This window comes from Solibacillus sp. FSL K6-1781 (genome assembly GCF_038630735.1).
Classification (GTDB): domain Bacteria; phylum Bacillota; class Bacilli; order Bacillales_A; family Planococcaceae; genus Solibacillus; species Solibacillus silvestris.
The window spans coordinates 1,758,752-1,782,441 of the sequence record NZ_CP152038.1 but is presented as its reverse complement, the minus strand read 5'-3'; the positions used below and the strand labels follow the sequence as shown (position 1 = coordinate 1,782,441).

21 protein-coding genes are annotated in these 23,690 nt (G+C 40.4%); 3 read left to right on the top strand and 18 right to left on the bottom strand.

From position 1 onward, the window contains the following. Window positions 1-7 precede the first annotated feature (7 nt). On the bottom strand, window positions 8-754 hold the full coding sequence (locus MHH37_RS08770; RefSeq protein WP_342575918.1) for an SDR family NAD(P)-dependent oxidoreductase: 747 nt from the start codon (window positions 752-754) through the stop codon (window positions 8-10). Between the two features lie 51 nt (window positions 755-805). Beyond that, complete coding sequence (locus MHH37_RS08765) at window positions 806-1,255, bottom strand: Rrf2 family transcriptional regulator (protein ID WP_179946239.1); 450 nt, start codon at window positions 1,253-1,255, stop codon at window positions 806-808. Between the two features lie 244 nt (window positions 1,256-1,499). Between MHH37_RS08765 and hmpA the strand changes: the two genes are divergently transcribed. Next, window positions 1,500-2,660, top strand: coding sequence for an NO-inducible flavohemoprotein (hmpA, locus tag MHH37_RS08760; RefSeq protein ID WP_342575917.1), 1,161 nt, complete (start codon window positions 1,500-1,502; stop codon window positions 2,658-2,660). A 318-nt stretch (window positions 2,661-2,978) separates the two neighbouring features. Here hmpA and MHH37_RS08755 read toward each other — a convergent pair whose 3' ends face one another. From MHH37_RS08755 to MHH37_RS08685, 15 genes are all read right to left on the bottom strand, one after another. Then, a complete protein-coding gene (locus tag MHH37_RS08755; protein ID WP_342575916.1) occupies window positions 2,979-3,968 on the bottom strand; it encodes an HD domain-containing phosphohydrolase in 990 nt (329 codons plus the stop codon). A gap of 284 nt (window positions 3,969-4,252) precedes the next feature. Next, on the bottom strand, window positions 4,253-4,867 hold the full coding sequence (locus MHH37_RS08750) for a bifunctional 2-keto-4-hydroxyglutarate aldolase/2-keto-3-deoxy-6-phosphogluconate aldolase (RefSeq protein ID WP_342575915.1): 615 nt from the start codon (window positions 4,865-4,867) through the stop codon (window positions 4,253-4,255). 8 nt (window positions 4,868-4,875) lie between these two features. Next, window positions 4,876-5,820, bottom strand: a complete 945-nt coding sequence (locus MHH37_RS08745; RefSeq protein ID WP_342575914.1) for a sugar kinase — start codon at window positions 5,818-5,820, stop codon at window positions 4,876-4,878. 117 nt (window positions 5,821-5,937) lie between these two features. Further along, window positions 5,938-7,038 carry a sn-glycerol-3-phosphate ABC transporter ATP-binding protein UgpC gene (gene ugpC, locus MHH37_RS08740; protein ID WP_342575913.1) on the bottom strand — a complete coding sequence of 367 codons (1,101 nt, stop codon included), beginning with the start codon at window positions 7,036-7,038 and terminating at the stop codon, window positions 5,938-5,940. A 151-nt stretch (window positions 7,039-7,189) separates the two neighbouring features. After that, complete coding sequence (locus MHH37_RS08735; RefSeq protein ID WP_342575912.1) at window positions 7,190-8,044, bottom strand: sugar phosphate isomerase/epimerase family protein; 855 nt, start codon at window positions 8,042-8,044, stop codon at window positions 7,190-7,192. A gap of 75 nt (window positions 8,045-8,119) precedes the next feature. Further along, on the bottom strand, window positions 8,120-8,902 hold the full coding sequence (gene kduD, locus MHH37_RS08730) for a 2-dehydro-3-deoxy-D-gluconate 5-dehydrogenase KduD (protein WP_342575911.1): 783 nt from the start codon (window positions 8,900-8,902) through the stop codon (window positions 8,120-8,122). Between the two features lie 19 nt (window positions 8,903-8,921). Further along, window positions 8,922-9,752 (bottom strand): 5-dehydro-4-deoxy-D-glucuronate isomerase, encoded by an 831-nt coding sequence (gene kduI, locus MHH37_RS08725; RefSeq protein ID WP_342575910.1) that lies wholly within the window; start codon window positions 9,750-9,752, stop codon window positions 8,922-8,924. 231 nt (window positions 9,753-9,983) lie between these two features. After that, window positions 9,984-11,528, bottom strand: a complete 1,545-nt coding sequence (locus MHH37_RS08720; protein ID WP_342575909.1) for a response regulator — start codon at window positions 11,526-11,528, stop codon at window positions 9,984-9,986. 2 nt (window positions 11,529-11,530) lie between these two features. Continuing rightward, the gene (locus tag MHH37_RS08715) at window positions 11,531-13,300 is read right to left on the bottom strand and encodes a sensor histidine kinase (RefSeq protein WP_342575908.1); all 1,770 of its coding nucleotides are present in this window, start codon (window positions 13,298-13,300) and stop codon (window positions 11,531-11,533) included. Between the two features lie 225 nt (window positions 13,301-13,525). After that, the gene (locus MHH37_RS08710; protein WP_342575907.1) at window positions 13,526-14,632 is read right to left on the bottom strand and encodes a glycoside hydrolase family 88 protein; all 1,107 of its coding nucleotides are present in this window, start codon (window positions 14,630-14,632) and stop codon (window positions 13,526-13,528) included. Window positions 14,633-14,716: 84 nt separating this feature from the next. Further along, on the bottom strand, window positions 14,717-16,054 hold the full coding sequence (locus MHH37_RS08705; protein WP_342575906.1) for a sugar ABC transporter substrate-binding protein: 1,338 nt from the start codon (window positions 16,052-16,054) through the stop codon (window positions 14,717-14,719). Between the two features lie 31 nt (window positions 16,055-16,085). Beyond that, window positions 16,086-16,922 carry a carbohydrate ABC transporter permease gene (locus MHH37_RS08700; RefSeq protein ID WP_008407849.1) on the bottom strand — a complete coding sequence of 279 codons (837 nt, stop codon included), beginning with the start codon at window positions 16,920-16,922 and terminating at the stop codon, window positions 16,086-16,088. A gap of 6 nt (window positions 16,923-16,928) precedes the next feature. After that, window positions 16,929-17,870, bottom strand: a complete 942-nt coding sequence (locus tag MHH37_RS08695; RefSeq protein WP_008407851.1) for a sugar ABC transporter permease — start codon at window positions 17,868-17,870, stop codon at window positions 16,929-16,931. 137 nt (window positions 17,871-18,007) lie between these two features. Next, complete coding sequence (locus MHH37_RS08690) at window positions 18,008-19,348, bottom strand: sugar ABC transporter substrate-binding protein (protein ID WP_342575905.1); 1,341 nt, start codon at window positions 19,346-19,348, stop codon at window positions 18,008-18,010. Between the two features lie 22 nt (window positions 19,349-19,370). After that, window positions 19,371-20,720, bottom strand: coding sequence for a glycoside hydrolase family 28 protein (locus MHH37_RS08685; RefSeq protein ID WP_342575904.1), 1,350 nt, complete (start codon window positions 20,718-20,720; stop codon window positions 19,371-19,373). Window positions 20,721-20,992: 272 nt separating this feature from the next. Between MHH37_RS08685 and MHH37_RS08680 the strand changes: the two genes are divergently transcribed. Both MHH37_RS08680 and MHH37_RS08675 read left to right on the top strand, forming a co-directional pair. Continuing rightward, the gene (locus tag MHH37_RS08680) at window positions 20,993-21,739 is read left to right on the top strand and encodes an FxLYD domain-containing protein (protein WP_342575903.1); all 747 of its coding nucleotides are present in this window, start codon (window positions 20,993-20,995) and stop codon (window positions 21,737-21,739) included. Window positions 21,740-21,756: 17 nt separating this feature from the next. Beyond that, the gene (locus MHH37_RS08675) at window positions 21,757-22,374 is read left to right on the top strand and encodes a hypothetical protein (protein WP_342575901.1); all 618 of its coding nucleotides are present in this window, start codon (window positions 21,757-21,759) and stop codon (window positions 22,372-22,374) included. Between the two features lie 570 nt (window positions 22,375-22,944). Here MHH37_RS08675 and MHH37_RS08670 read toward each other — a convergent pair. Beyond that, on the bottom strand, window positions 22,945-23,667 hold the full coding sequence (locus MHH37_RS08670; RefSeq protein WP_342575900.1) for a LuxR C-terminal-related transcriptional regulator: 723 nt from the start codon (window positions 23,665-23,667) through the stop codon (window positions 22,945-22,947). Window positions 23,668-23,690: the final 23 nt, after the last annotated feature.

The following is a 23,690-nucleotide window of genomic DNA, read 5'->3' as shown; positions in this document are numbered from 1 at the left end:
CTCACACTTACTTCTTATTAAAGAAACCTTTGCCGACAAACTCAACAAGCGCTGGTGCTACTGCATATAATTTACTCGTTACACTCATAATACGGGGCAGATTCACTTCGCGCGGACGTTTCTCGATTGCATCGACAACTTCTTTTGCGACTTTCTCAGGCGGTAGCAGAAATTTTCCGATTGCTTCCTTATAAGCATTCGTTGTATCGGCTTTCTGAATAAACGGTGTATCGATCGGTCCCGGATAAATCCCCGTAACATGTATATTATATTCTGCCAGCTCCAGTCGAAGGCCATTCACAAAGCCGGTAATTGCATGTTTACTCGCTGCATATACACTTGCTTTTTTCGTTGCGACCTTGCCCGCCTGTGAACCAACGAAGATAAAGTGGCCGTTCTTCTTTGCAATCATTGCCGGTGCGAGACGTTTTGCCAAGTAAATCGGCGCACGTACATTCACATCTAACATTTGTTCGATTTCCCGGTCCGCTAAATCAACCGCACTTTCAAAGTAGCCTAATCCGGCATTTAAAATCGCGATATCGATTGGCGGCAATTGCGATACGACTTCATCTATCTGAGATGGAATTGTTAAATCCGCTTTGTAGGCAACCGCTCCGATCCCATTTAAATAGTTGATGGCACTGTCATTTCTTCCAGTTGCATAAACGGTGTGTCCTTTTTTTACTAACATTTCTGTTATGATGCGTCCAATACCGCTTGTCGCACCTGTAATAAAAACTGTCTTTTTCATAGCTTCCCTCTTTATTTTCTTATTTTTATGTATATAAAAACTAGTAAATATTTATTTACTAGTTTGGGTAATGCCGAATAATTCACTTAAAATGTCTTTCGATACGAGCACATCCGCCAATGTATAGGTATCAAGCACAGCCAAATATGCTTTTAATGCTTCCTGTAAAGCAAATTTCAGCCTGCACTCGGGTGATATTTTGCAAAGGTTCCCTTCCGGATTAAAACATTCAACTAAGTGGAAGTCATCTTCCGTTTTGCGCACGACTTCACCAATATTAATTTGTTCAGGTTCCACTGCCAAACGAATACCGCCACCACGTCCGCGAATCGTTTCAATATAGCCAAGTTTTCCTAAATCATGCGTAACCTTCATTAAATGGTTTTTGGAAATCTGATACGCATCTGCAATTTCCTGAATCGTAACTAAATTTTCTCTGCCCCGTACACCTAAATACATGAGCGTACGTAAAGAATAATCTGTATATACTGTTAACCGCACGCTGTTCACCATCTTTCTTCAACTTAAGTATAACATTTTAAATAAAATGTTCGAATAGAACGGCTTATGTTTGTCGATGAATTCATTATAATATTTTGTGTCCAATTTGTTAAAGATGTATTTTTTATATATGTTTGTGACAGATCTGTTAAAGATGTATTTTTGATATTGCTTTAAATTTTTTTTAGCAGTATATTGATGGTGCAAGAAATAAACTAACCAATTTTGAGGGGACGTGCAATGTATGTTAGCACAACAAACAATTGATACAATCAAATCAACAGTACCTGTATTGGAGGTACACGGATTAGCGATTACTAAAACTTTCTATTCAAACCTATTCAGAGAAAACCCGGAATTACTGAACATTTTCAATCATACAAACCAAAAGAAAGATCGTCAGCAAACAGCTTTAGCAAACACGGTTTATGCAGCAGCAGTTCACATCGATCACTTGGAGGCAATCGTACCGGCTGTTGTTCAAATTGCCCATAAACACGTAAGTTTAGGTATTTTACCGGAGCATTATCCGATTGTCGGCAAATATTTATTAGAAGCGATTAAAGAAGTTCTTGGAGATGCGGCAACAGATGAAATTATCGACGCTTGGGGTAAAGCATACGGCGTCATTGCAGATGTATTCATTTCAGTTGAAGAAGATTTATACAAAGCAGCAGAAAATGCTGGAGGATGGCGCGCATTCAAAGAATTTAAAATTGCAGAAGTTGTGGAAGAAAGCGAAGCAGTCAAATCTTTCTACTTAAAACCAGTTAACGGCGAAAAACTGCCTGCCTTTAAAGCTGGTCAATTCATTACATTACGTACACAAGTACCTGGTGAAGAATACTTAATGAACCGCCAATATACATTAACAGACGGTTCGGAAGATTATTTCCGCATATCTGTAAAACGTGAAGATGATGTAACACCGAACGGAATTGTTTCCAACTTCCTTCATAACGCAGAAATCGGCATTAAAGTGGATGTAAGTGCTCCTGCAGGTGTGTTCACATTAGTGGAAAATGAAAGCCCTGTTCTATTTATCAGCGGTGGTGTTGGTGTAACGCCATTACAAGGAATGCTGAAAACAATGGAAGGTCGCCAAGCATCATTTATTCAATGTGCTCGCAACAAAAATGTAGCGGCATTTAAAGAAACAATCGAAGAAAAAGTTGCAGCGACAGACGGTAAATATAAAGCGGTTTATTCAGATATAGACGGCTATATTACAAAAGCGCAAATCGAGGAATTTTTAGTTCCTGGTACAGAAGTGTATGTATGCGGTCCAACAGTATTCATGGAAACGGTGATCCAATACTTAGTTGAGCTCGGTGTACCAGCTGAGAAGATTCATTATGAATTCTTCGGTGCAGCGATGGCGTTGCAGATTAAGAAGACAGCTTAATTTATAGTAAAGCTTTTATATAGTATGAAGAAGAAACAGCCAGTTTCCGGTAGCCACACCGGGGACTGGTTTTTTGTTTTCCTCCCCTTTCACTACTATTTACTTACTATGTTTCTGTGTTTCTAATAAATTGGTGCGATGTTCTAATAAACCCGAAAAAGTTCTAATAAAACACCGATCTTCTAATATAAGTCGTCAATATTCAAATAAGTGGTCGAGGTCTTCTAATAAGCTGCCGAGAACTTCTAATATGTTAGCAACACTATTAAAAAATTTCATCTTAAAAGTAATGAGTCCGGTTTAATACCTGACCCATATTTAAAACAGGCTGATAAATGTTTCCGCAATTAACGGGTCAAAATGTTTCCCTTTGTTTTCATCAATAAATGCCAGTGCTTTTCCTTCTGGCCAAGAATCTTTATACGGTCTGCGCGTCGTTAACGCATCAAACACATCGACGATCGATACGACTCTCGCCTCAAGAGGAATCTGCTCACCTTTTAACTGGAAAGGGTAGCCTGTCCCATCCCATTTTTCATGGTGATACAAAATAATATTTTCTGCCACTTCCATACTCTTTATAAAATCATAATTGATTTCCTTCGACATTTTATTTAAAATATCGGCACCTGTTAACGGATGCATTTCAATTATTTTTCTTTCGTAAATGGACAATGCTCCAGGTTTATATAAAATTCCTTCTGGCATACCCGCTTTTCCGATGTCATGCAATATACTAGAATGAATTACATTGTTCATATAATTAGGTTCTAATTGAAGGTTATTTTTCTCATTGTATGCTTTCAAAAGTTTTTCCGTTAATGCCTGTACTCTTATCAAGTGCTCTTCCGTTCCGGGATCACGAATTTCACAAGAGATGGCCAGCACTTTCAAAAGCTCTCTCTGCACTTCAATTTTTTTGTCTTCCGATATATATAACCCTTCTTCCAACTGCTCTAACGCGCGAAAAATACCAATATAATATAATTCATTCCCTATCTTGAAAGGAGTGATTGTAATTGACGAATGCCAGAGTTCCCCCGATTTCTTTCGATTCACAAAAATTCCCGACCAAGGGATCTGTTGCTTTAGGGAATCTTTCATTGAACAATATGTTTCTTTATTCGTAAGATTCGATTTAATAAAACCTGCTTTCACACCGATTATTTTACTTTTTTCAAAACCGGTTACCTTTTGATATGTGTCATTGACATCCATAATAATATGGTTACTGTCTGTGATCAGTACAGCATCTCCCAATTCCAAAAAGCCTTTTAGCTGGAAAGGTAACTGCAGCGTTGTTTTCATAAATTTCCCCCTGTTCCATTTGAGTTCTTGCTTAGCATCGCGTGAACTTCTTACACTCAAACGAATATATGGAAATATTATACTGATAAAACAATAATAATGCGCCCTTGTTCTTCGTGAAAAAAGACACTTTTCCCACTCATTATATCGCTTTCTTAATATCTCAATATTTTTTAACTAAATGTAAACAGTTTATGAATTTTTACAACCCGCAAGGATTAGAAAATGACTAATTAAAACAACAGTTCACATACAATAAGGGGGTCAAAAATTGAAGCTCCAAATCATAGCTTCCCACAATACTCCTGACTCGCAGCTACAACAGCATTTAATCCACCTTTTGCATAGGCCTTCGTTAAATCACTGCCAATGCCTACAGCAACAGCACCTGCCTCGAGCCACTCCTGCATATTGTTGGCGTTTATCCCGCCTGTCGGCATTATTTCCACATGAGGCAACGGTCCATTCACCGTTCGGATAAAGTCGGGTGAGAAATGGTTCGCCGGGAACAGTTTTACGATATCACAGCCTGCTTCCAATGCCGTTATTATTTCATTTAAAGTCATACACCCCGGTAAATAGGGCACGCCGTAGCGGTTGCATAATTTTGCAATGTCCGCATTAAAGCTTGGGCTGACAATAAATTTCGCTCCGCATAAAATTGCATGTCGTGCCGTTTCCGAATCCAGAACGGTTCCAGCGCCTATGACCGCATCTAAAGAGCGGATCTCCTGAAATACGTCCTGAACAAACGGTGTTGTATATGTAAGTTCTATAAGGCGGATTCCTCCCTGTACAGCGCCTTGAATTATCTCTGTCGCTTCGTTCACCGAGTTTCCGCGAATGACCGCTACAATTTTATGCTCTTTCAGTTGGTGTATCACTTCATATTTTTTCATCGGACCCCTTACCTTTCGACTAACGTTTTCTGTCCTAAAAATACTTCCACATCCGTATATTCCGGCAAGCCTTCATTGTCTCCCTTTACCGTTGTTACCATCGCACCAACAGCATTCGCAAAGCGCAGACGCTCGGCCACGTCATAACCGTTCATTAGACCGTAAATATAGGCCGCATCATACCCGTCTCCGGCACCAACCGTATCGACAGGTTTGACGATAAAAGGTTCGGCATTATGCCAGTGTCCATCTACATAAGCTTTCGAACCATTCGCGCCGTCCTTTATGACAAGTTCGGAGATATTATACTGTGCAACAAACTGTTCAAATGGCATAGAATCGATAATCATCTCGATTTCGTCCAGCCCGGTTAATAAAATGTCGACATACGGGAAAATCTCAAAATATGCAGCCCTTGCTTGCTCCAATGTCCAAAGCTTCAAGCGGATGTTCGGATCAAAAGAAACCGGAATGCCTTTTGCTTTTGCGATTCGTAAAATGGACAGTCCAATTTGCAGGTTTTGCGGTGCAATGGCCAAAAACACGCCCGTCAGATGAACATACGCAATATCATCGAACATTGATTCATCAATATCCTCTTCGGTCATCGTTAAAATCGGTGACTGATAGCGGTAGTAAAACGTCTTACCAGAGCCGTTTTCCCATATTTCTTTAAAATTAAGTGATGTCGGATAGCCGGACACATGCTCCACATAATCCATATTGATGCCCTCACCGCGCACTGTATTATAAATATATTTCGAAAATTCATCCCCGCCTAATCGGCTCATCCATTTGACGGGAAGCCCTAATCTGGCACAGCCAATGGCAAAATTCAGTTCTGCCCCGCCTAACTTGCGTTCAAATGAATCAACATAACGTAACGGACCTGTAGCCACCGGATTAAATGTGATCAGTGCATCCCCTAAAGTGAAAATATAGTTTCGTTCCACGAGCTTTCCCCCTGCTTTCATACAAGTAATTGTTGAAAGAAAGGCCGTCCTAAAAGTAAATGACTTTTGGACAGCCTCATTTCTTCTATTAAATTAAAAGCTTCTCTATTGCTTCCGTTATTGACGAATACGTATTTCTGTTTCTTTATCAAAGAAGTGCATTTTATTCGTATTAACTGCAAAATTAACTTTTTGTCCTGCTTCAATTGTTTGTTGGGCATCTGTCAATGCGACAACTTCCTGGTCCCCGATTTTGAAATACAGCATAATTTCAGAGCCGGTTAACTCCGCAACTTCTATTTCGTATTGAGACACAACAGAAGGATCAAGCTCCGCCGTCTCTTCCCCTACGAAAAAGCTTTCTGGACGGATACCTAAGATAACTTCCTTCCCGACATAGCCTTGCTGACGAAGCATCGTCATTTTATCTTCCGGAATAATTATTTTTCTGTCACCCAGCTGGTAATAGCCATCTTCTACCCGACCATCTAAAAAGTTCATGGAAGGTGAACCGATAAAGCCGCCAACAAATACATTTTCCGGATTATCATAAATATACTTCGGTGCCCCTACCTGATGAATAATCCCGTCCTTCATTACGACAATACGGCTCGCCATCGTCATCGCTTCTGTCTGGTCATGTGTTACGTAAATAGTCGTTGTACCGATACGACGGTGCAGCTTAATAATTTCTGCACGCATTTGTACACGCAGCTTTGCATCGAGATTTGACAGCGGTTCGTCCATTAAGAACAGCTTCGCATCCCGCACAATGGCACGGCCCAATGCAACACGCTGTCTTTGCCCACCCGATAAAGCTTTCGGTTTACGATTTAAATAATTTTCAATACCTAAAATTTTCGCCGCATTGCGCACGCGCTCATCGATTTCCGACTTCGGCAACTTCCGTAATTTTAAACCAAACGCAATGTTATCATAAACCGTCATATGCGGGTAAAGCGCATAGTTTTGGAATACCATGGCGATATCACGGTCTTTTGGTGCGATATCATTGACACGCTTATCATCAATATAGAAATCCCCTTTTGAAATCTCCTCCAAGCCTGCCATCATCCGTAAAGTTGTCGATTTACCGCAACCCGAAGGACCTACAAACACGATGAACTCCTTATCCTCGATATGCAAGTTAAAATTATCAACAGCGGTTACTTTATTATCATAAATTTTATAAATATTATTTAATTTTAATTCTGCCATTTCCTTACCCCCTCAATCGTTTCCATGTGAACATTGCTAATGTGCTTCTTAATTTAATAGTAATAGAAAACGCTTTCAGAAATAATTTAAAATTTTTAGATAATTGTATAAAATCTTATAATATATGGCGTATGATGTGCTATTTCGTTCTTTACTGCACTCTTTTAGCTTGTTCATACCGTCCTTGTATATAACGAATGCTGTCGGTAAGATGGGGGTCGCGTGTATTTTCCAAAAGAATATTGATGAACGGCTTCTCCTTCTTCAGTCGTTGCAACAAATATATATAATCCAGCTGTCCAGTCCCAACTGGTACCATCGTAATTTCTCCATTGTCTACGATAAAATCTTTTGCGTGAACAATAACTATCCGTTCACCGAATAATTGGAACGCTTCCTCCATGACAGAATGCTGTTCATGGACATTATCCAAGCTCATAAAATTCGCTGGGTCATAAATGACTTGCAGGTTAGGAGACGGTACATCTTCCAGTAATCGCTTCATCCGTTTCGGTGTATGAATCGGGTGATTGATTCCGCCTTCAACCCCGACGATGATACCAAACTTTTCGGCCTCTTCTACGAGCTCACGCACACTTTTAACCACTTCTATATAAGCTTCCTCAGTAAAATTATCTTTGCTGTAACCGAGTGACGGAATAACACTGCCCGTTTCTGTTCCGACAATAGTACAGCCGAAATCACGTGCGAAACGGATATGCTCTTTAAAACGATCGAGCTGCCTCTGTCTTTCAGGTAAATCCGGATGAATCATATTAATGTAACAGCCTAAAACAGCGATCCGAATATCATGCTGCTGAAAAATCGATTTTACATAATAGCCATACCCTGGTGATAATGAACCTGTACTTGTTGAAAATTCCGTAATGGATTTTGCAAGTGCAAGCTGGACTGCAGAAAATCCTCTTTGCGCTACGTTTGCAGCAAGCTCGTGTATGTTTTTTGCTTCCACATCATGTGCACGAATACCTAAATTTACTTTCATTGTCCCCACATCCTTTAGTAAAAGCCGTATCAGCATAGCGTGATACGGCTTATGATTTCGTATTAATTTTAGTCGTTATCTTGCCAGCCAGCCGCCATCAACAGCTAAAATATGACCGTTCGTATAATCCGAAGCACGGCTTGCCAAGTAAACGACCGATCCCATCAAGTCTGCAGTCGAAGCCCAACGTCCTGCAGGAATACGGGATAAAATTTCCGCACTGCGCTTTTCATCCTGGCGAATTGGTGCCGTATTATCTGTCGCCACATAGCCTGGAGCGATCGCGTTAATCTGCACATTATGCTCTGCCAGTTCATTGGCGAATGCCTTTGTCAAACCGGCAACGGCATGTTTGCTCGCTGTATATGGCGGAACAAATTTGCCGCCCTGATATGAAAGCATTGAGGCGATATTAATAATTTTCCCGCTCTTTTTTGCTACCATTACTTTCGCGACTTCCTGGCTTAACAGATAGAGGGAGTTTAAGTTAATTTCCATAACCGCATCCCAGTCTTGCTCCTCGTAATCCAATAATGGTGAACGACGGATCGTACCGGCATTATTCACTAAAATATCCACTGTGTCATACTCTTGCAGGCAAGCTTCTACAGCTGGCTTGATGACCGTACGATCGCTTAAATCAGCCTGATAAAATGTTGCTTTTTGGCCTGTTTCGTTGATAAGACGTTCTGTTTCACTCCAGTCTGCGCTGCGTGCGATGACAAAAATATCTGCACCCGCTTTTGCCAATGCGACCGCATATGCCTGACCTAATCCTTTATTGCCGCCTGTTACAATCGCAATTTTCCCTTTTAAGCTAAAGTAATCCAATGAAAAACCGGCTACATCCTGTGTCATCTATTGTTCCTCCATTCGCTTATCGTAAATCTTCCATTTTCACATGGTCCATGTCGTCATACGTAATGTTTTCGCCGCACATTCCCCAAATGAATGTATAGTTACTTGTCGCTGTGCCTGTATGAATCGACCAGCTCGGGGAAATGACCGCCTGTTCATTTTTTAAAATAAGATGACGTGTTTCGTCCGGTTGGCCCATAAAGTGGAAAACGCGTGTATCCGCTTCCATATCAAAGTATAAATACACTTCCATACGACGTTCATGTGTATGAGCAGGCATTGTATTCCATACACTGCCAGGTGATAGCATCGTCAAGCCCATCTGCAACTGACAGCTCTCGCAAACATTCGGATGAATATATTGATAGATTTTCCGTTCATTCAATGTACCTGGTGCACCTGCTTCTAACGGTTTGATGTTGTTAATATCAATTTTCACCGTCGGATATGTATGGTGCGCCGGTGTGGAATTGATGTAGAATTTCGCCGGATTTGCCGCATCGTTTGATCGGAACAGCACTTGTTTCGTACCACGGCTAACATATAAACCGTCTCGGCGCTGCATGTCATATTCAATACCATCCAATACGACAACCCCATCACCACCGATATTGATGATGCCCAGTTCACGGCGTTCTAAAAAGTAACTCACGCCCAAATCTTTATCCAGTTCAATCGTCAGTTCCGTATCAGCTGGTGTCACCCCGCCAAAAATCATACGGTCGACATGTGTATATGTTAAATGTACCTTTCCAAGTTCAAAAAGTGTTTCCACTAAAAAATGCTGACGCAATTCGGCCGTATTATAGCGTTTAATCTCTTCAGGATGATTGGCATAACGTGTTTCCATTTTGACTACCTCCTCCGGTTAATAAACAGTTTTAATCATTCAGGTCTGTGATCCCTATGTTTCGCTATTGTTTTCTGAATATTGTTACAACCCGATTATAAAAAACGATGTAAGGGTTTACAATGTTACGTAAGGATGTCCTTAAAATATCAAACGCTTTTCTTAAATATTTGTACACATAAGCTCGTCTTCAGCCCGGGCTATAAAAAAAGCTAGCGGCATCTTTAACCGCTAGCTGACGTTCGGATTCAGTTTCTTTTTAAATTCGGCCGGTGTATGGCCCGTGTATTTTTTAAAACAAATGCTGAAATATTGCGGATTACTGTACCCTACCTGCTCGCTAATTTCATAAGTTTTCAAACTTTCTTCTCGCAGCAGTTCCATCGCTTTTTTCATGCGTAATTCCAATAAATAATCGCCAAAATTAAACCCTTTTTCGAGTTTAAACAGATTGCTTAAATACGGTGCACTTACATGAATCATTTTAGCCAGTTTCTGCAATGTTAAGTTGCTGTCCGAATAATATTCATTCATATAGTGGATTGCCAAATCAACATGGCTTTTAAACTTACTTTCCTCTTTTTGATAAAGAATTTCCGACCACTGTTGAATAAGCTCCCGGATAATTTGCATCATGTCGTGCAGTGAATTCATTTCCATAACAGCCTGATATACATCAGCGGAATAGGTCGATGCTTCGTCTTTACTCCAGCGGTCGATTTCAAATGATAACAGCGTCGCATATTTCAACGTCATCACTTTCAGAACTGCTAGAGACAGCGATTGATAGTCGATGATTGCGTCATGAAATTCTTCAAGCAATTCCTCCACTTTTTCCGGAACCCCTTGCTTAATCTGTGCAATCAGTTTCGTATCAATCGCTTTTAAACTTTCCGCTGATTGCTCGCCGCTTGTCACTTTTTCATCGATTGAAAACAGTTTGCCAGTCCCCAGAATATAGCGCAAATCCAACGCCATTTTAGCCTCGACAAACGAACGGCCAATTTCAAACAAATTCGTATACGGACGCCCATACGCCAATGTCACATCCGGCAGCTGCTCAAGCAAAAAGGTTGCCAGGCCAACAGCTTCCACCGTTTCATCATGACCGATCAGCAGCACCCATTCATTGTCCGTGACAGATAATAGATGAAATTTGTCTTGATCAATCTGCGTTGATGTATTCAGAACAATTTCTTTATCAAGCGACGATTGCAGCTTTCCTTCACATCCGTCATGCACAATAATGGCAGAATAATATGTCCCGTCCAAGTGAACATCCAATTCAGCAAGCCCTTTTTCAATATCGGTCTCCGTTTCACCAACCGTCATGAGCTGCTTGAAAAATTTCTGCTGGCGTATTGCACGCGACTCTACCAGCAATTGTTCATTCGAAAACGTTTCGGACCATTCCGCGAGTGCTTCCTTCACCTTTTCCAGCAGCAGTTCCGAATCGACCGGTTTCAATAAGTAATCGAATGCTTTTAACTGTACCGCCTGCTGTGCGTAACTAAAATCCTCATAACCCGTCAAAAATATAAATTTTGTCTGCGGACTGATTTCCTTTAATTGACGCGCCATATCGAGCCCATTTAAAAAAGGCATATTAATATCTGAAATGACGAGATGCGGCTGATGCTGTGCAATCAGTTCAAGTGCCATTTCCCCGTCACTTGCTTCTCCTACCACTTCTATTCCATTCTCTCCCCATGGAATCGTCTGACAAATGCCTCGACGAATAATGCGATCATCCTCTACTACGATTATTTTATACATCCTTAGTCAAGCCCCCCTGTTGTCACCGGAATAGTAATAATCATTGATGTCCCTTCTCCATATACACTTCGGATTGTGAGTCCGTAAGCTTCCCCGTACTGCATTTTAATTCGGTCATTGACAGACTTTATGCCAATTCCGATATATTGCTTCTGATCTTGGTAAGTCAGCTGCAGCTCCGCATGAATCGCTTCAAGCCTTTCCTCGGAAATTCCTGAGCCGTTATCTATTACTTCCATGTAAATACGATCTGCGTCCCGGTATCCTTTAATCACAATCTTTCCTTGGCCGCGCTTTTGCTTTACGCCATGATAGATCGCATTTTCAATTAACGGCTGCAACGAAAGTTTGACAATCTCATTATCCAAAATGCTTTCCTCTACTTCAATTTCATACGTAAAATCATCCCCGTAACGCATCTCCTGGATAATCAAATAATTTTCGATATGCTCAATTTCTTCTTTAACCGAGATGATTTCCTTCCCTTTACTAATCCCGATACGAAAAAAGTTCGATAATGCCGTGACCATCTGGCTCGCTTCTTTTGTCATGCCCATGTCACAGAGCCCCTTAATCGAGTAAAGCGTATTATAGAGGAAATGCGGATTAATTTGTGCATGCATAATAGCAAATTCCAGTTGGCGTTTTTCTTCTTGCTCCAAAATCACTTGGTCCATCAACACATTTATCCGGTCGATCAATTCGATAAAACCGCGGTTCAACACACGCATCTCTTTCGGTCCTGATATTTTTTCTTCCAAATAAAGATGGTTTTCATTGACGAGATCCATCTGTTTCGCCAGTTTCTGAAACGGTTTCGACATATAGGAAATGAAAATATTCGTCACAAAGACAACGAGACCGATCATGATGATAATTAAAAACAATGCGAATATTTTTATATACTCCACTTTGTTCAACAGATCATCTTCAGGCACAATCGCTGCGATTTTCCAGCCGTTCGACTCTAGCGTATCGTATATGACTATCATTTCTTCATTGTCTTCATTTGTATATGTAATTTGGTCTTTTGGATTTGATAATTGATGCAATTTCTGAAAAGTCTTGTCATCAAGCGTATATTTCGACTCAAGTTCCTTCGACTGATAGATCCCATCTTCGGAGATAAGCGCCAAATAACCATTCTCCCCGATGAGTGATCGACTCAGCACCTTTCCGAAAAATTCTTCGCGAATATTAAAGAGCACTATACCTTTTTTCTCCAGCTCATTCAGTTCCAAAAGCTTGTACATTGACATCACCGAATTTCCGGTATGAAATGCTGCGTCTTCATGCACATTTTTCCATTTGAAATTTTCACTGTTTGGTTTGTAATTCACGAAAAAATCATCATAATCAATTACCGGTTTTTTCGTAAATTCACTTTGATAAATCAAAAATTCCCCTACGTTCAGATCAATCGTAGCCGACTCCAAAATGGTACTGTACCGCCCGTAAATGATCTGCAGGTTTTTGTCAATCGGAATGTAATCTTCCGGTACAATCTGCTCCTGCTCCTTCATCAGTAAACTGACCAGCCGTGAATCATAGGAAATGGACACAAGCTGCGAAAACAGATCCGAAAGGGTGTGGTCTAAATAATTTTTCGTTTGATAAATCGTATCGTTCATGCTTTGATACGTATTTTCTTCAATTTGTGCCGTTGCGATGTAAGTCGATACACCACCCGTCACTAAAATACATAAAATTACAATCGGCAAAAACAACATATTCATCGTTGTTTTAAAAGAGTGAAAAATATATTTATACAAAAATGTCCTCAGTCGTTCCAGATGCCCCACCTACCAAACATTCCATTCTCTCTTAAGGAGATGATATTACATACATAAAGCGCATACAAGAAGAGTAACGCAGTTTATACAATTATTTTCTATATTTTCTAATTATTCTAACATAAATATGTTATTACTTTACATTTATTTTTTGGAGTCAAGAAAAAAGTACCCTATATACCGGGTACCTTTCCGTTTCTATTATTATTTTGCCTTAATGTCGTGCAACGCCATGCTTGCTAGGATGAATGCGCCCATGCCATGCAAATCATTTTCGGAAGTTGGGCGGTCCACATAATAATCGTACACCCCTGCGGATGTGCCAATGCAGATACCTTTTAGATTGGCTACATCCTCCTGCACATCGACCATATGCTCGATCAGTCCGTCATACGCTTTATTTACTACTTGTTGATAGGAATCATCAACCAAGCCAAGTTTAATCGCTTTTGCGATGAAGTAAATAAACAGGGACGAGCAGGAAGATTCCAGCCAGTTATCATCAAGGTCTCCTTTATCAACAATTTGATACCATAAGCCCGTTTCTTCGTCCTGAAACTTCGTAATAGCAGGCACTAAATCTTTTAGCGATTGTTCCATCTCTTCCTGCCCTCTTGAACCGTTGATCAATTCCAAAATATCGACAAGTGCAGTACCATACCAGCCGACAGAACGTCCCCAAAACTCCGGTGAGCACCCTGTTTCTTTGTCCGCCCATGGTTGCGCCTTTTTCTCATCCCACGCATGGAACAGTAAGCCTGTATTCTTATCCTTCATATGTGTGCGCATCAGTTTTTCCTGGCGAACGACATTCAGCACTAGCTCTTCCTCGACAAAATGCTCATTGTACATGAGCATAAACGGTGCCGCCATGAACAAACCGTCCAGCCACATTTGATAAGGATATTTATCTTTATGCCAGAAGCCGCCCTCTGTTGTCTGATTAATCGAATACAGCAAATGACGAAGTTTTTTCGCAGCAACTAAATAACGACGGTCTTTTGTCTGTTCATACAAAGGGAACAGTAAAATGCCTGCCTGAACAGAATCAAGCTCATCCCGTGCAAAGTATAAGTTACCTTCTTCGTCGATCAGGCTGTCGATATAGCCTTTCATATAGTCAAAATACTGCTGGTCACCTGTCGCTTCCCATACACGAAGCATACCGTATAAAAATACCCCCTGATGATAGTGGAAGGAATTCGCCGGTGGCAGCTGATCCGGTGTATACGTATCCATAATCGCCTTACATGCTTTTTCCGCCAGTACAAGCGGTGTATTAACCGTAATATTTTCGGATGTCGTTCTCATTTTGCCCTCTCCTTTAGCTTTAGCGTCGTCTGTAAATTTCAAAAAACAAAGGGTGTGGCTAAAGCACCGCACCCTTTTTTTGTATTATTTGCCGAAGTGCTCTGAGTATTTAGCTTGCGCAGCTTCCATCGCACCCGCCCACTCATCTAAAAATTCCTGTGCTGACGCTTTACCACTCATTACCGATTGGATTCCCGCATCGACCGTACCATCCAGGATTGAACGGTATTCAGGTAAATAGAATGGCGGCTTATAAAGAACTGTGTTCGGATCATCATACACTTCAAATGCTGTTTGAATATGAGGCGAATTTTGAATCCAGTCTTCTTTTAACACGTCACTGTTCGTCGGAATCTGACCGACTTGCTCATTCCAGAAACTTTGACTAGCTGCCGAGTTCAGGAATTCTGCAAATTTCCATGCTTCATCGGGATTGTCTGTCCCGTTGAAAATTGAAATACCGATCGTATTTCCGCCTTCCGCCACGTAATTGCCGTCTTCCGATTTAGGCAGTGGAATCGCCTGGAACTGTCCTTCTTCCAATGCTTCCTTGTGCTCACCGAATGAACCGATGTTATGTTGTACCATTGCCACTACACCTGTATCAAAACCGGCGATCATTTCTTTATAGCCGTTTGTAATATCGCTTTTCGGTGTGTAGTCTTCATATAACGATAAATACTTTTCGATAAACTCAACGTTTTTCGAATCATTGATCGTTGCTTTGCCGTCTTCCGTCAAATAATTTTCAAACCCGTTGTACGCATACATCATACGCTGAATTTGGAATGATCCGCCTGCTCCGCCACGGATTGTATAGCCGTAGCGATTATTCGCTTTATCCGTCATTGCTTCTGCAGCCGCATAAAATTCATCCCAAGTCTCAGGAATCTTTACTCCTTTTTCTTCAAACCAGTCTTTGCGTACCCAAAGGATATCCAGGTTTTGTGTATAAGGAATTCCGTATAGCTTTTTATCCGCTACGATGTCCTTATTGAAATTCAGTGCCCCTTCATTGATCATACCGTTCAGCTCTGAATCAGCAAAATATTCATCTAATGGCAGTAATGCTTCACGAATCGAGAATTCAGGTAACCAGCTCGTTTGGACAGATGCCAAATCCGGCGTATCGTCCGCTGCGATGGCCGCATCCATTTTTGATTTTGCCGAGTCTTTCGGTAATCCAACATACTCCACATCAATCATCGGGTTTTCCTTTTCAAATCGGGAAATTAATTCCTCCCAAATCGGTGTTCGCTGCGGTCCGGCATTTTCATCCCAGAACGTAATTTTTACCGGCTTCCCGTTTTCTGCTGATACCTCTTTTTTACCTGCCGACTCATCATCCCCGCAAGCGGCCAATAATAACGCTGTTGCGATCGTACCTACTGCTATCGATTTTCTGAACTTGCTTTTGAACATCAACCTTCACCCCTTATAAATTCATGTACAATTAACCTTTTACTGCTCCACCCATACCATTGACTAAATGCTTTTGTGCATATGCAAATAAAATTACTGCCGGAATTAAGGCAATGACACTGCCTGCTGCCAACGCACCGTAGTTGACATTGAATTCGCCCATCATCGTACTCAGACCGACCGGCAAGGTGAACCGGTCCTGACGATTCGTGAGCATTAAGGCAATTAAAAATTCATTCCATGTGTAAATGAATGTAAACACCCCTGTTGCGACAATACCTGGAAGTAGCAGCGGGAACACGACATGACGGATGGACTGAAGTTTCGTACACCCATCAATCATCGCCGCTTCCTCCAACTCTTTTGGAACGTTTGCGATGAACCCGCTCATCAATATGGTCGTAAACGGAATCTCAATCGCCGTATACGTAATAATTAGTGCGAGTGGACTGCTGATCAGCCCTAAATTTTTGAAAATGATAAATAACGGGATAATCATCATTGATCTCGGGATAAATTGCGTACATAACAGCATCAGCATAAAAGCGCGTTTTCCCTTGAACTGATAACGGGCCAATGCATAGCCGGATAATGTTGAACAGATCAATACGACAATTACTGTACTGACGCCGACGATCAAACTGTTTTTCATGAATGTGGCAAACCCGACATTATTCCACGCCATCACAAAGTTTTCCACTGTAGGATTAAGCGGCGCATATTCCAGCGGACGCTTCATAATATCTCCCTCAGGCTTGAACGCCGTATTGATCGTCCAATAGAGCGGGAAAAGTGTAAAACTTAACAACATACCGAGCGGCACATAAAGTGTCAATAACTTATCTATTTTTTTATTTTTAGAAAACATAGGCTATCACTCCTTTTCATAGCGCGATAATTTCAGATAAAGCGCCGCGAAAACTAATAGAATACCAAACGAAATGACTGTAAGCGCTGAGCCATATCCAAAGTTACTGCCATGAACAGCTAATTCTGCAATATACATAGTCAGTGTCGTTGTTGAATGGGCAGGTCCGCCGCCTGTTAAGTTGAAGATCAGGTCAACGTTATTAAACTCCCAAACCACTCGCAGCAGTGTAGTTAAAATAATCGTATTTTTCAACTGCGGCAATGTTACGAACAGGAATGATTTCCAGCGGCTCGCACCATCTACGCGCGCTGCTTCGTACAATTCTTGCGGAATACTTTGCAGACCGGCCAAAAGAGTAATCGCAAAGAATGGAATCCCCCTCCACAGTTCGGCAATAACTACTGCACCAAATGCGGTAGATGTACTTGCCAAAAAGGCTTGCGGTGAATCTATAATGCCGAAACGCATCAGGATATCATTCAGTACACCCATATGTTCGTTGTACATCAGTGACCAGATAACAGATGCCAGTACACCTGAAATCGCCCAAGGAATAAAAGCAACCGCACGTATAATTCCTCTGAATTTAAATGTCTGGTTCAGCAACAGAGCCAAAATCAGACCAAATACCAATTGAAGCCCCACTTCTGTAACAACCCACTTCAAACTGTTGAGTAAGCTCGGGAAGAACAGCTTATCACTGGTAAAAATATTCACGAAGTTATCGAGCCCTGCAAAACTATTATAGTAAGGTGCCGAAATATCGTAGTTTTGGAAGCTATAATAAAATACCATTCCTATCGGGTAGAAAAGGAAACTTACAACCATTAGTACGGCCGGCGTAATGAATAGATATGGGACCAGCTTCGCCTTATTAAATTTGCGGACTTTTTCGCTTTTCTTTTTTTCCAATACTGGTTCATTTACTTCTGGGGAATAACTCATTAAATTTCCTCCCTTCTTACAAATCATTCTAATTGAAAACGCTTTCCCGAAATATTCAAAATATTAAGATGTTAGATAAAAATTTTAAGAATCTTCACATTTTGATGGCATAAAAAAACGCTGAGCAGTTTTTCCACCTACTCAGCGCTTCCCGTTTGGGCATGATATTTTTCATATAGTGCATATTCATTTTCAATGGCCACGCTCCACTCTTTCAAGAACTGCTCGATTGTTTTCGTACCGCTCAGCACTTCCTGAAGCCCAGGTTCGACAATCGTAAACCGGATGGAATTATACGCAATTAAATAGAACGGCGGCTCGTACATTTTCGTGTTCGGATCTTGATAGACAGAAAGCGCTGTTTGCAGATGCGGCGAATTTTGCACCCAGCCCTCCTCCAGCACATCCTCATGTGTCGGCAATTGACCGACTCGTTTGTTCCAATGGCTTTGTCCCTTTTGCGACGCGATAAAGGAAATAAATGTCCATGCCTCTTCCGGATGATCGGTGCCCTCGAACATTACCATATCCATCGTATTACCTGCCTCGACAGTGTAATGCCCATTGACTGACTTCGGCAATGGCAATGCCTGAAACTGATCTGGTGACAGCACTTTTTGATGCTCCGCATATGAGCCGATATTATGCTGGATTAAACCGACAGCGCCATGTTCAAAATCGTCAAGCATGCCTTTATAATCTTTTACAATATCACTTCTCGATGTATGTAAGTCATAGAGCGACAAATATTTTTCCAGAAACTCCACATGGAGCGGGTCATCAATTGTACTCTCTCCATTTTTGATATACGTCGAAATACCCGAATAGGCATACATCATCCGCTGCAGCTGAAGTGACGACCCTTCCCCGCCGCGAATGCTGTAACCATACTGTTGATGCTCCTTATCTGTAAAAGTTTTCACCGTATGAAAAAAGTCATCCCATGTATCTATCGTATCCAGCTCATAGTTGGAGAGCCAATCCTTTCGTACCCATAAGACATCCATATTTCGAGTGTAAGGCAATCCGTACAATTGATGATCCTGTGATATATTTCGATTGTAACTGATGAGAGATTCCGCAATCTTGTCTCCTTCTTCCCACTTTTCAAAATAGGAATCCAGTGGCACCAATGCTTCACGATTTGTATATTCCGGTAACCAGCTCGTATAAATGCTGCCAACATCCGGCAATGCCTGCATTGCGAGTGCCGAATTGAATTTCGGTTTCGCGATATCCTTCACGAAGCCTTCGTATTCAATATGAATATGGGGATGCTCCTCTTCAAAGGTCGCGATCAGTTCTTTCCAAATGGCCGTTCGTAACGGACCGGCATCATCAAACCAAAACGTTAAGGTCACGTCTTTTTTCGGCGAGCCATCCACCTTTTCTGCTTCCTCACTTGAACAACCCGCCAACATTAACAGTAAACAAATGGGGAAGACATATAACATATAGGTTTTTCGTAAGCTGCTCAATGAGATTCCCCCTTAGCGTCAGCTAGCTTCTCACATTCGACATTTGGACAAGCATTTCATCCTTTGCCGTATCTTTGGAACGACAGTGTTCCATCACGACATTTTTACTATTCGTTATTTCAAATGCCGGTCCTTCATGCTGTTGGACCGTCACATGCTCAAACAACACATCTTCCGCATTGGAACAGAAAAAACCACGTTGTTTCATCGGTTCCAGATCCACCATCATTGCCGGTAAATCTGGTTGTGCATCCAGTTTCATCGCAATACGAATATGGCTGAATGTAATATCCTCAACCGGCATCTCCGGTAAGCCATACATAAAGCCGGCAGCCGCCGTTACGTCCGTCGCGGTTATATTCGAAAAATGAATATGTCTGAACTTCGGTGTCAGCGCTGTAACAGGCTGCACCTCCTTATCCGAAACATACGGCTCTATTCCTCGTGGACCGTGATAATAGTATAAGTTTAGTATAAACGGACAAATGACATTATTCATCACAATATTGTTTACACGGATATTTTCAATCGTACCGCCTCTTCCTCGCCGTGACTTAAAGCGAATGCCGCGGTCTGTGCCTTCAAAAATACAGTTCGACACAACGACATTGCGAATATCTCCGCTCATCTCACTGCCGAAGACGACCCCGCCATGACCGTGGAGCATCGTACAGTTCGTAATCGTTATATTCTCACAAGGAATCACACGCTCCGCATCCTCAGTACCCGATTTTATCGCAATACAGTCATCCCCGACGTCAATCGAACAATCGGAAATTCTCACGTTGCGGCACGATTCCGGATTAATGCCGTCCGTATTCGGGGAATTCGCCGGATTTACAATCGACACAGCCGAAATCGTCACATTGTCACAATCGTTCGGATGTACCGTCCAGCTCGGTGAATCAATCATTTTCACCTGCTCAATATGCACCCGCTCACAATGGTCAAAGCTCACTAAATTAGGGCGAGGATATGCGAGGGCATCCTCTTTAAAAAGTTTCCACCAATAAGCACCCTGGCCATTCAGTGTGCCAAAACCTGTAATCGCAATGTTTTTTGCATGACAGGCATAAATACAGGACATATATACATCACGACTCGCCCCTTCCCAGCGAGAGGAAATGACCGGATAATCCGCCCGATCATTTGAAAACAAAAGCTCGGAACCCGCCTCCAAATGCAGATGCATATTACTTTTCAATTCAATCGCACCCGTCACAAAAACACCGGCAGGCACATAAATCGTCCCGCCCCCTCCCTGTGAACAAGCCTCCACCACACGCTTTATCGCAGATGTGTTATTGGCCCAGCCATCACCTACCGCACCAAACTGTTCAATATTATAAACCGCCGAACTATGCTGCTGCATTGTATCCCATCCTTTGCAAACAAATCTTGTTGAGATTAGCATATAAAATCTTGCTAATTGGAGTCTAGCTGTAGATGGAAAATGCTAAAAAAAGTACGGGGAACATAGTAAAATATTGAAGGTTTTTGTGGGTTGGATCTAGGTGCTTTAGGAATATTTTAATATTTGATTCAATAATTTTGATTTATATAAAAATTAAGCATTACTTTTAGACCATGTTATAATCATTCAGGGATTATATTAATTCCCGGTAGTATACCAGGAGGATTCAAATGAAAAAAATCACTATATTATGGATTACTTTACTTTTCATATTATCTGCATGTGGAGATTCAAAACAAACCATTTCACAATCAGATGAAAAAGAAAGTAAATCTGAAAATTCAGAAGAAACAACTCAAGCCAAGGAAAAAGTCAATGCAAAATTAGAAATTGAAGATTCCGGATCTACTATTTGGAGCGACTCTATTGACTCAATTTGGATCAATACAGCGGCAATTTTTAAAAACACAGGCGAAGTGCCGGTTGATATTGGCGAAACACAAATGAATTACAAAGGAAAAGACGGGAGTATTCTAGGCACTTCAACTATGATTTATGCTGTTCCTGAAATTGTTCAGCCTGGAGAATCAGCAATTATCGTAGAAGGCACAACACTTAATGATGTAACATCACTTGACAATTATTCTGAAACAACATTTAATTTTAATTTTGATGCAACAGAAGAAGACTCAAACTTAATGGAAGTTAGTGCCGTAAAAGGGATTTCAAGTGACTATGAATATAGTGTTACAGGTATTGTTAAAAACCCTACAGATGTTCAGCAAGAAGATATACGTCTTGCGGCCATTTTATATGATGAAAACGGTAAAATTTTAGGTGGATTATCTGGCAGCGTTGATGTAGGACTAGCTGCAGGTGGTGAAGCAGGTTTTGAACTAAGCTACCCGCCATTACCAGATAACATTGGTTCAAAAGTAAATAAAATCGAAGTAAAAAGCTACGGCTTCACTTGGTAATCGAAGGAGTATTTGAAATGAAAAAATCATTATTTATTTTAAGCACAGCGCTATTAATTTTAACAGCTTGTAGCGGAGAAGAAGATAAGAAGCAATCAGATAGTCAAAAGGAACAAAGTATTGAAGTAGACAAAGGTTTGCTTGATGTAGAATTAACACTACCTGCTGACTTCTTTGAAGATGAAACGCCAGAGGAAATTGAAGCAGCTGCTAAAGAAAAAGGTGTTAAAGAAGTTAAAGTAAATGAAGACGGTACTGTCTATTATAAAATGAGTAAATCTGCACATAAAAAAATGATGAAAGAAATGAAAGAAAGTATCGTCAGTACGGTAGATGATCTTGTTAATGGCGAAGATTTTGAATCATTTAAAGAAATTTCATATAACAAAGACTTCACAGAATTTGACGTAACAGTGGATACGGCAAGCTTTGAAAATAGTTTTGATGCATTTGGGTTAATGGGATTGGCCTATGTATCTATGTTTTACAGTGCATTTGATGGCAAGTCTAGTGACGATATTAAAACTAGGGTTAATTTAATCGACGAAAAAACTGGTGAACAAACTGAATCAATGGTCTTCCCTGACGTTATGGAAGAGGATTCAGAGAATGGTGAAGCAGATTCAGAAAACTAAATCGTTAAATTAATTTATGTAAACAAATATCTGTAAATTAAAGCTCAGTAAACGATTTTTGTAAAAATCTTACTGAGCTTTATTTTATAGAAATAACATTTTTTATTCCTCACCGCTTTATAATTATTATCTTAAAATAGAAATTTCTTTAACTTCTACACTTTCCTGTTTACGTACAAATTAGTCCATCCCATAGGACGGTTCTGACTCCTCCAGAACAAGTCAATTATATCCCATCCACATGTGGCCAAAAACGTCCCCTCAAAAAGATTTAATATCTTTTAAATAATTTAAAAAATATATATTGTTGCGTTAAAACGCAACCGGGTAATTTTTTTCTCTTTGTTCTTTATCATTGGGGCAATGAAAATATTATTTCACTCAAGATGTCCCCTTTTTTAATTTCGGAAGGCATATATAGGGCAAGAGAGCAAACAAACATTGAGGGTTGAGGATTGAGACATGAATTGATACATGATTAAAACCCATTGACATAAAAAATACGTTGGGTCTTCAATGATAGTATTTAGACAATTTCGTTAACCTCATCAATCTATAGTTTGATTTTCTTTATAACTTTGAATAAATAAGTGCTAACTGAGTGCGGTTACTTACTTGGCATTTTCGATATAAGTTTTGAAGATGTTTCTTTATAGTGTTCTCACTTACAAATAATAACTTTGCGATTTCATGATTTTTATAGCCTTTACAAATGTAGTTTAATAGTTCCTCTTCACGCATTGTAATATGATTCAACCTTGTTGGCTGTGCATTTTCCCAGAGTAAATAAACGTTTTCTAATGCTTTTCTTACATAAGATAATTTCAATGCATCTTTTAGATGAAAGTTTTCTTCGTCTTTGTTTCTTAAAAAACCAATCGCTGCTAGTGAATTGTGCCCGTCTTTTAAATACATTACCATCTCATCTTTAAAATAAGTATGCTTCAGAAAATAATCTTGATAATAGTTTTTCTTTTTCAATGAAATATTATCATGTTGATGAATTAATTGAATTGTCGGCTGATTTTGCATATTAGCTGGATGTAACGGATCATAATATTTATATGTTGTTAAATAATCTTGAACCGTATATTGTTCAATATTTAATACCGTAGGGGTCTCATTCAGTTCCCCTTCTGCTACTTCCCAAAATACTGAATGGTGATAACACAATATGTCCCTAAATATTTCTAAAACATTTAATTTAAAATCCTCTCGACTTTGTTGAATATCTATATTTGATAGTTGGAAGACTGTCTTCAAGACATTTTCATAATCTTTTCCCTCAAACAAAAGAGCACCTCATTTACTATTTC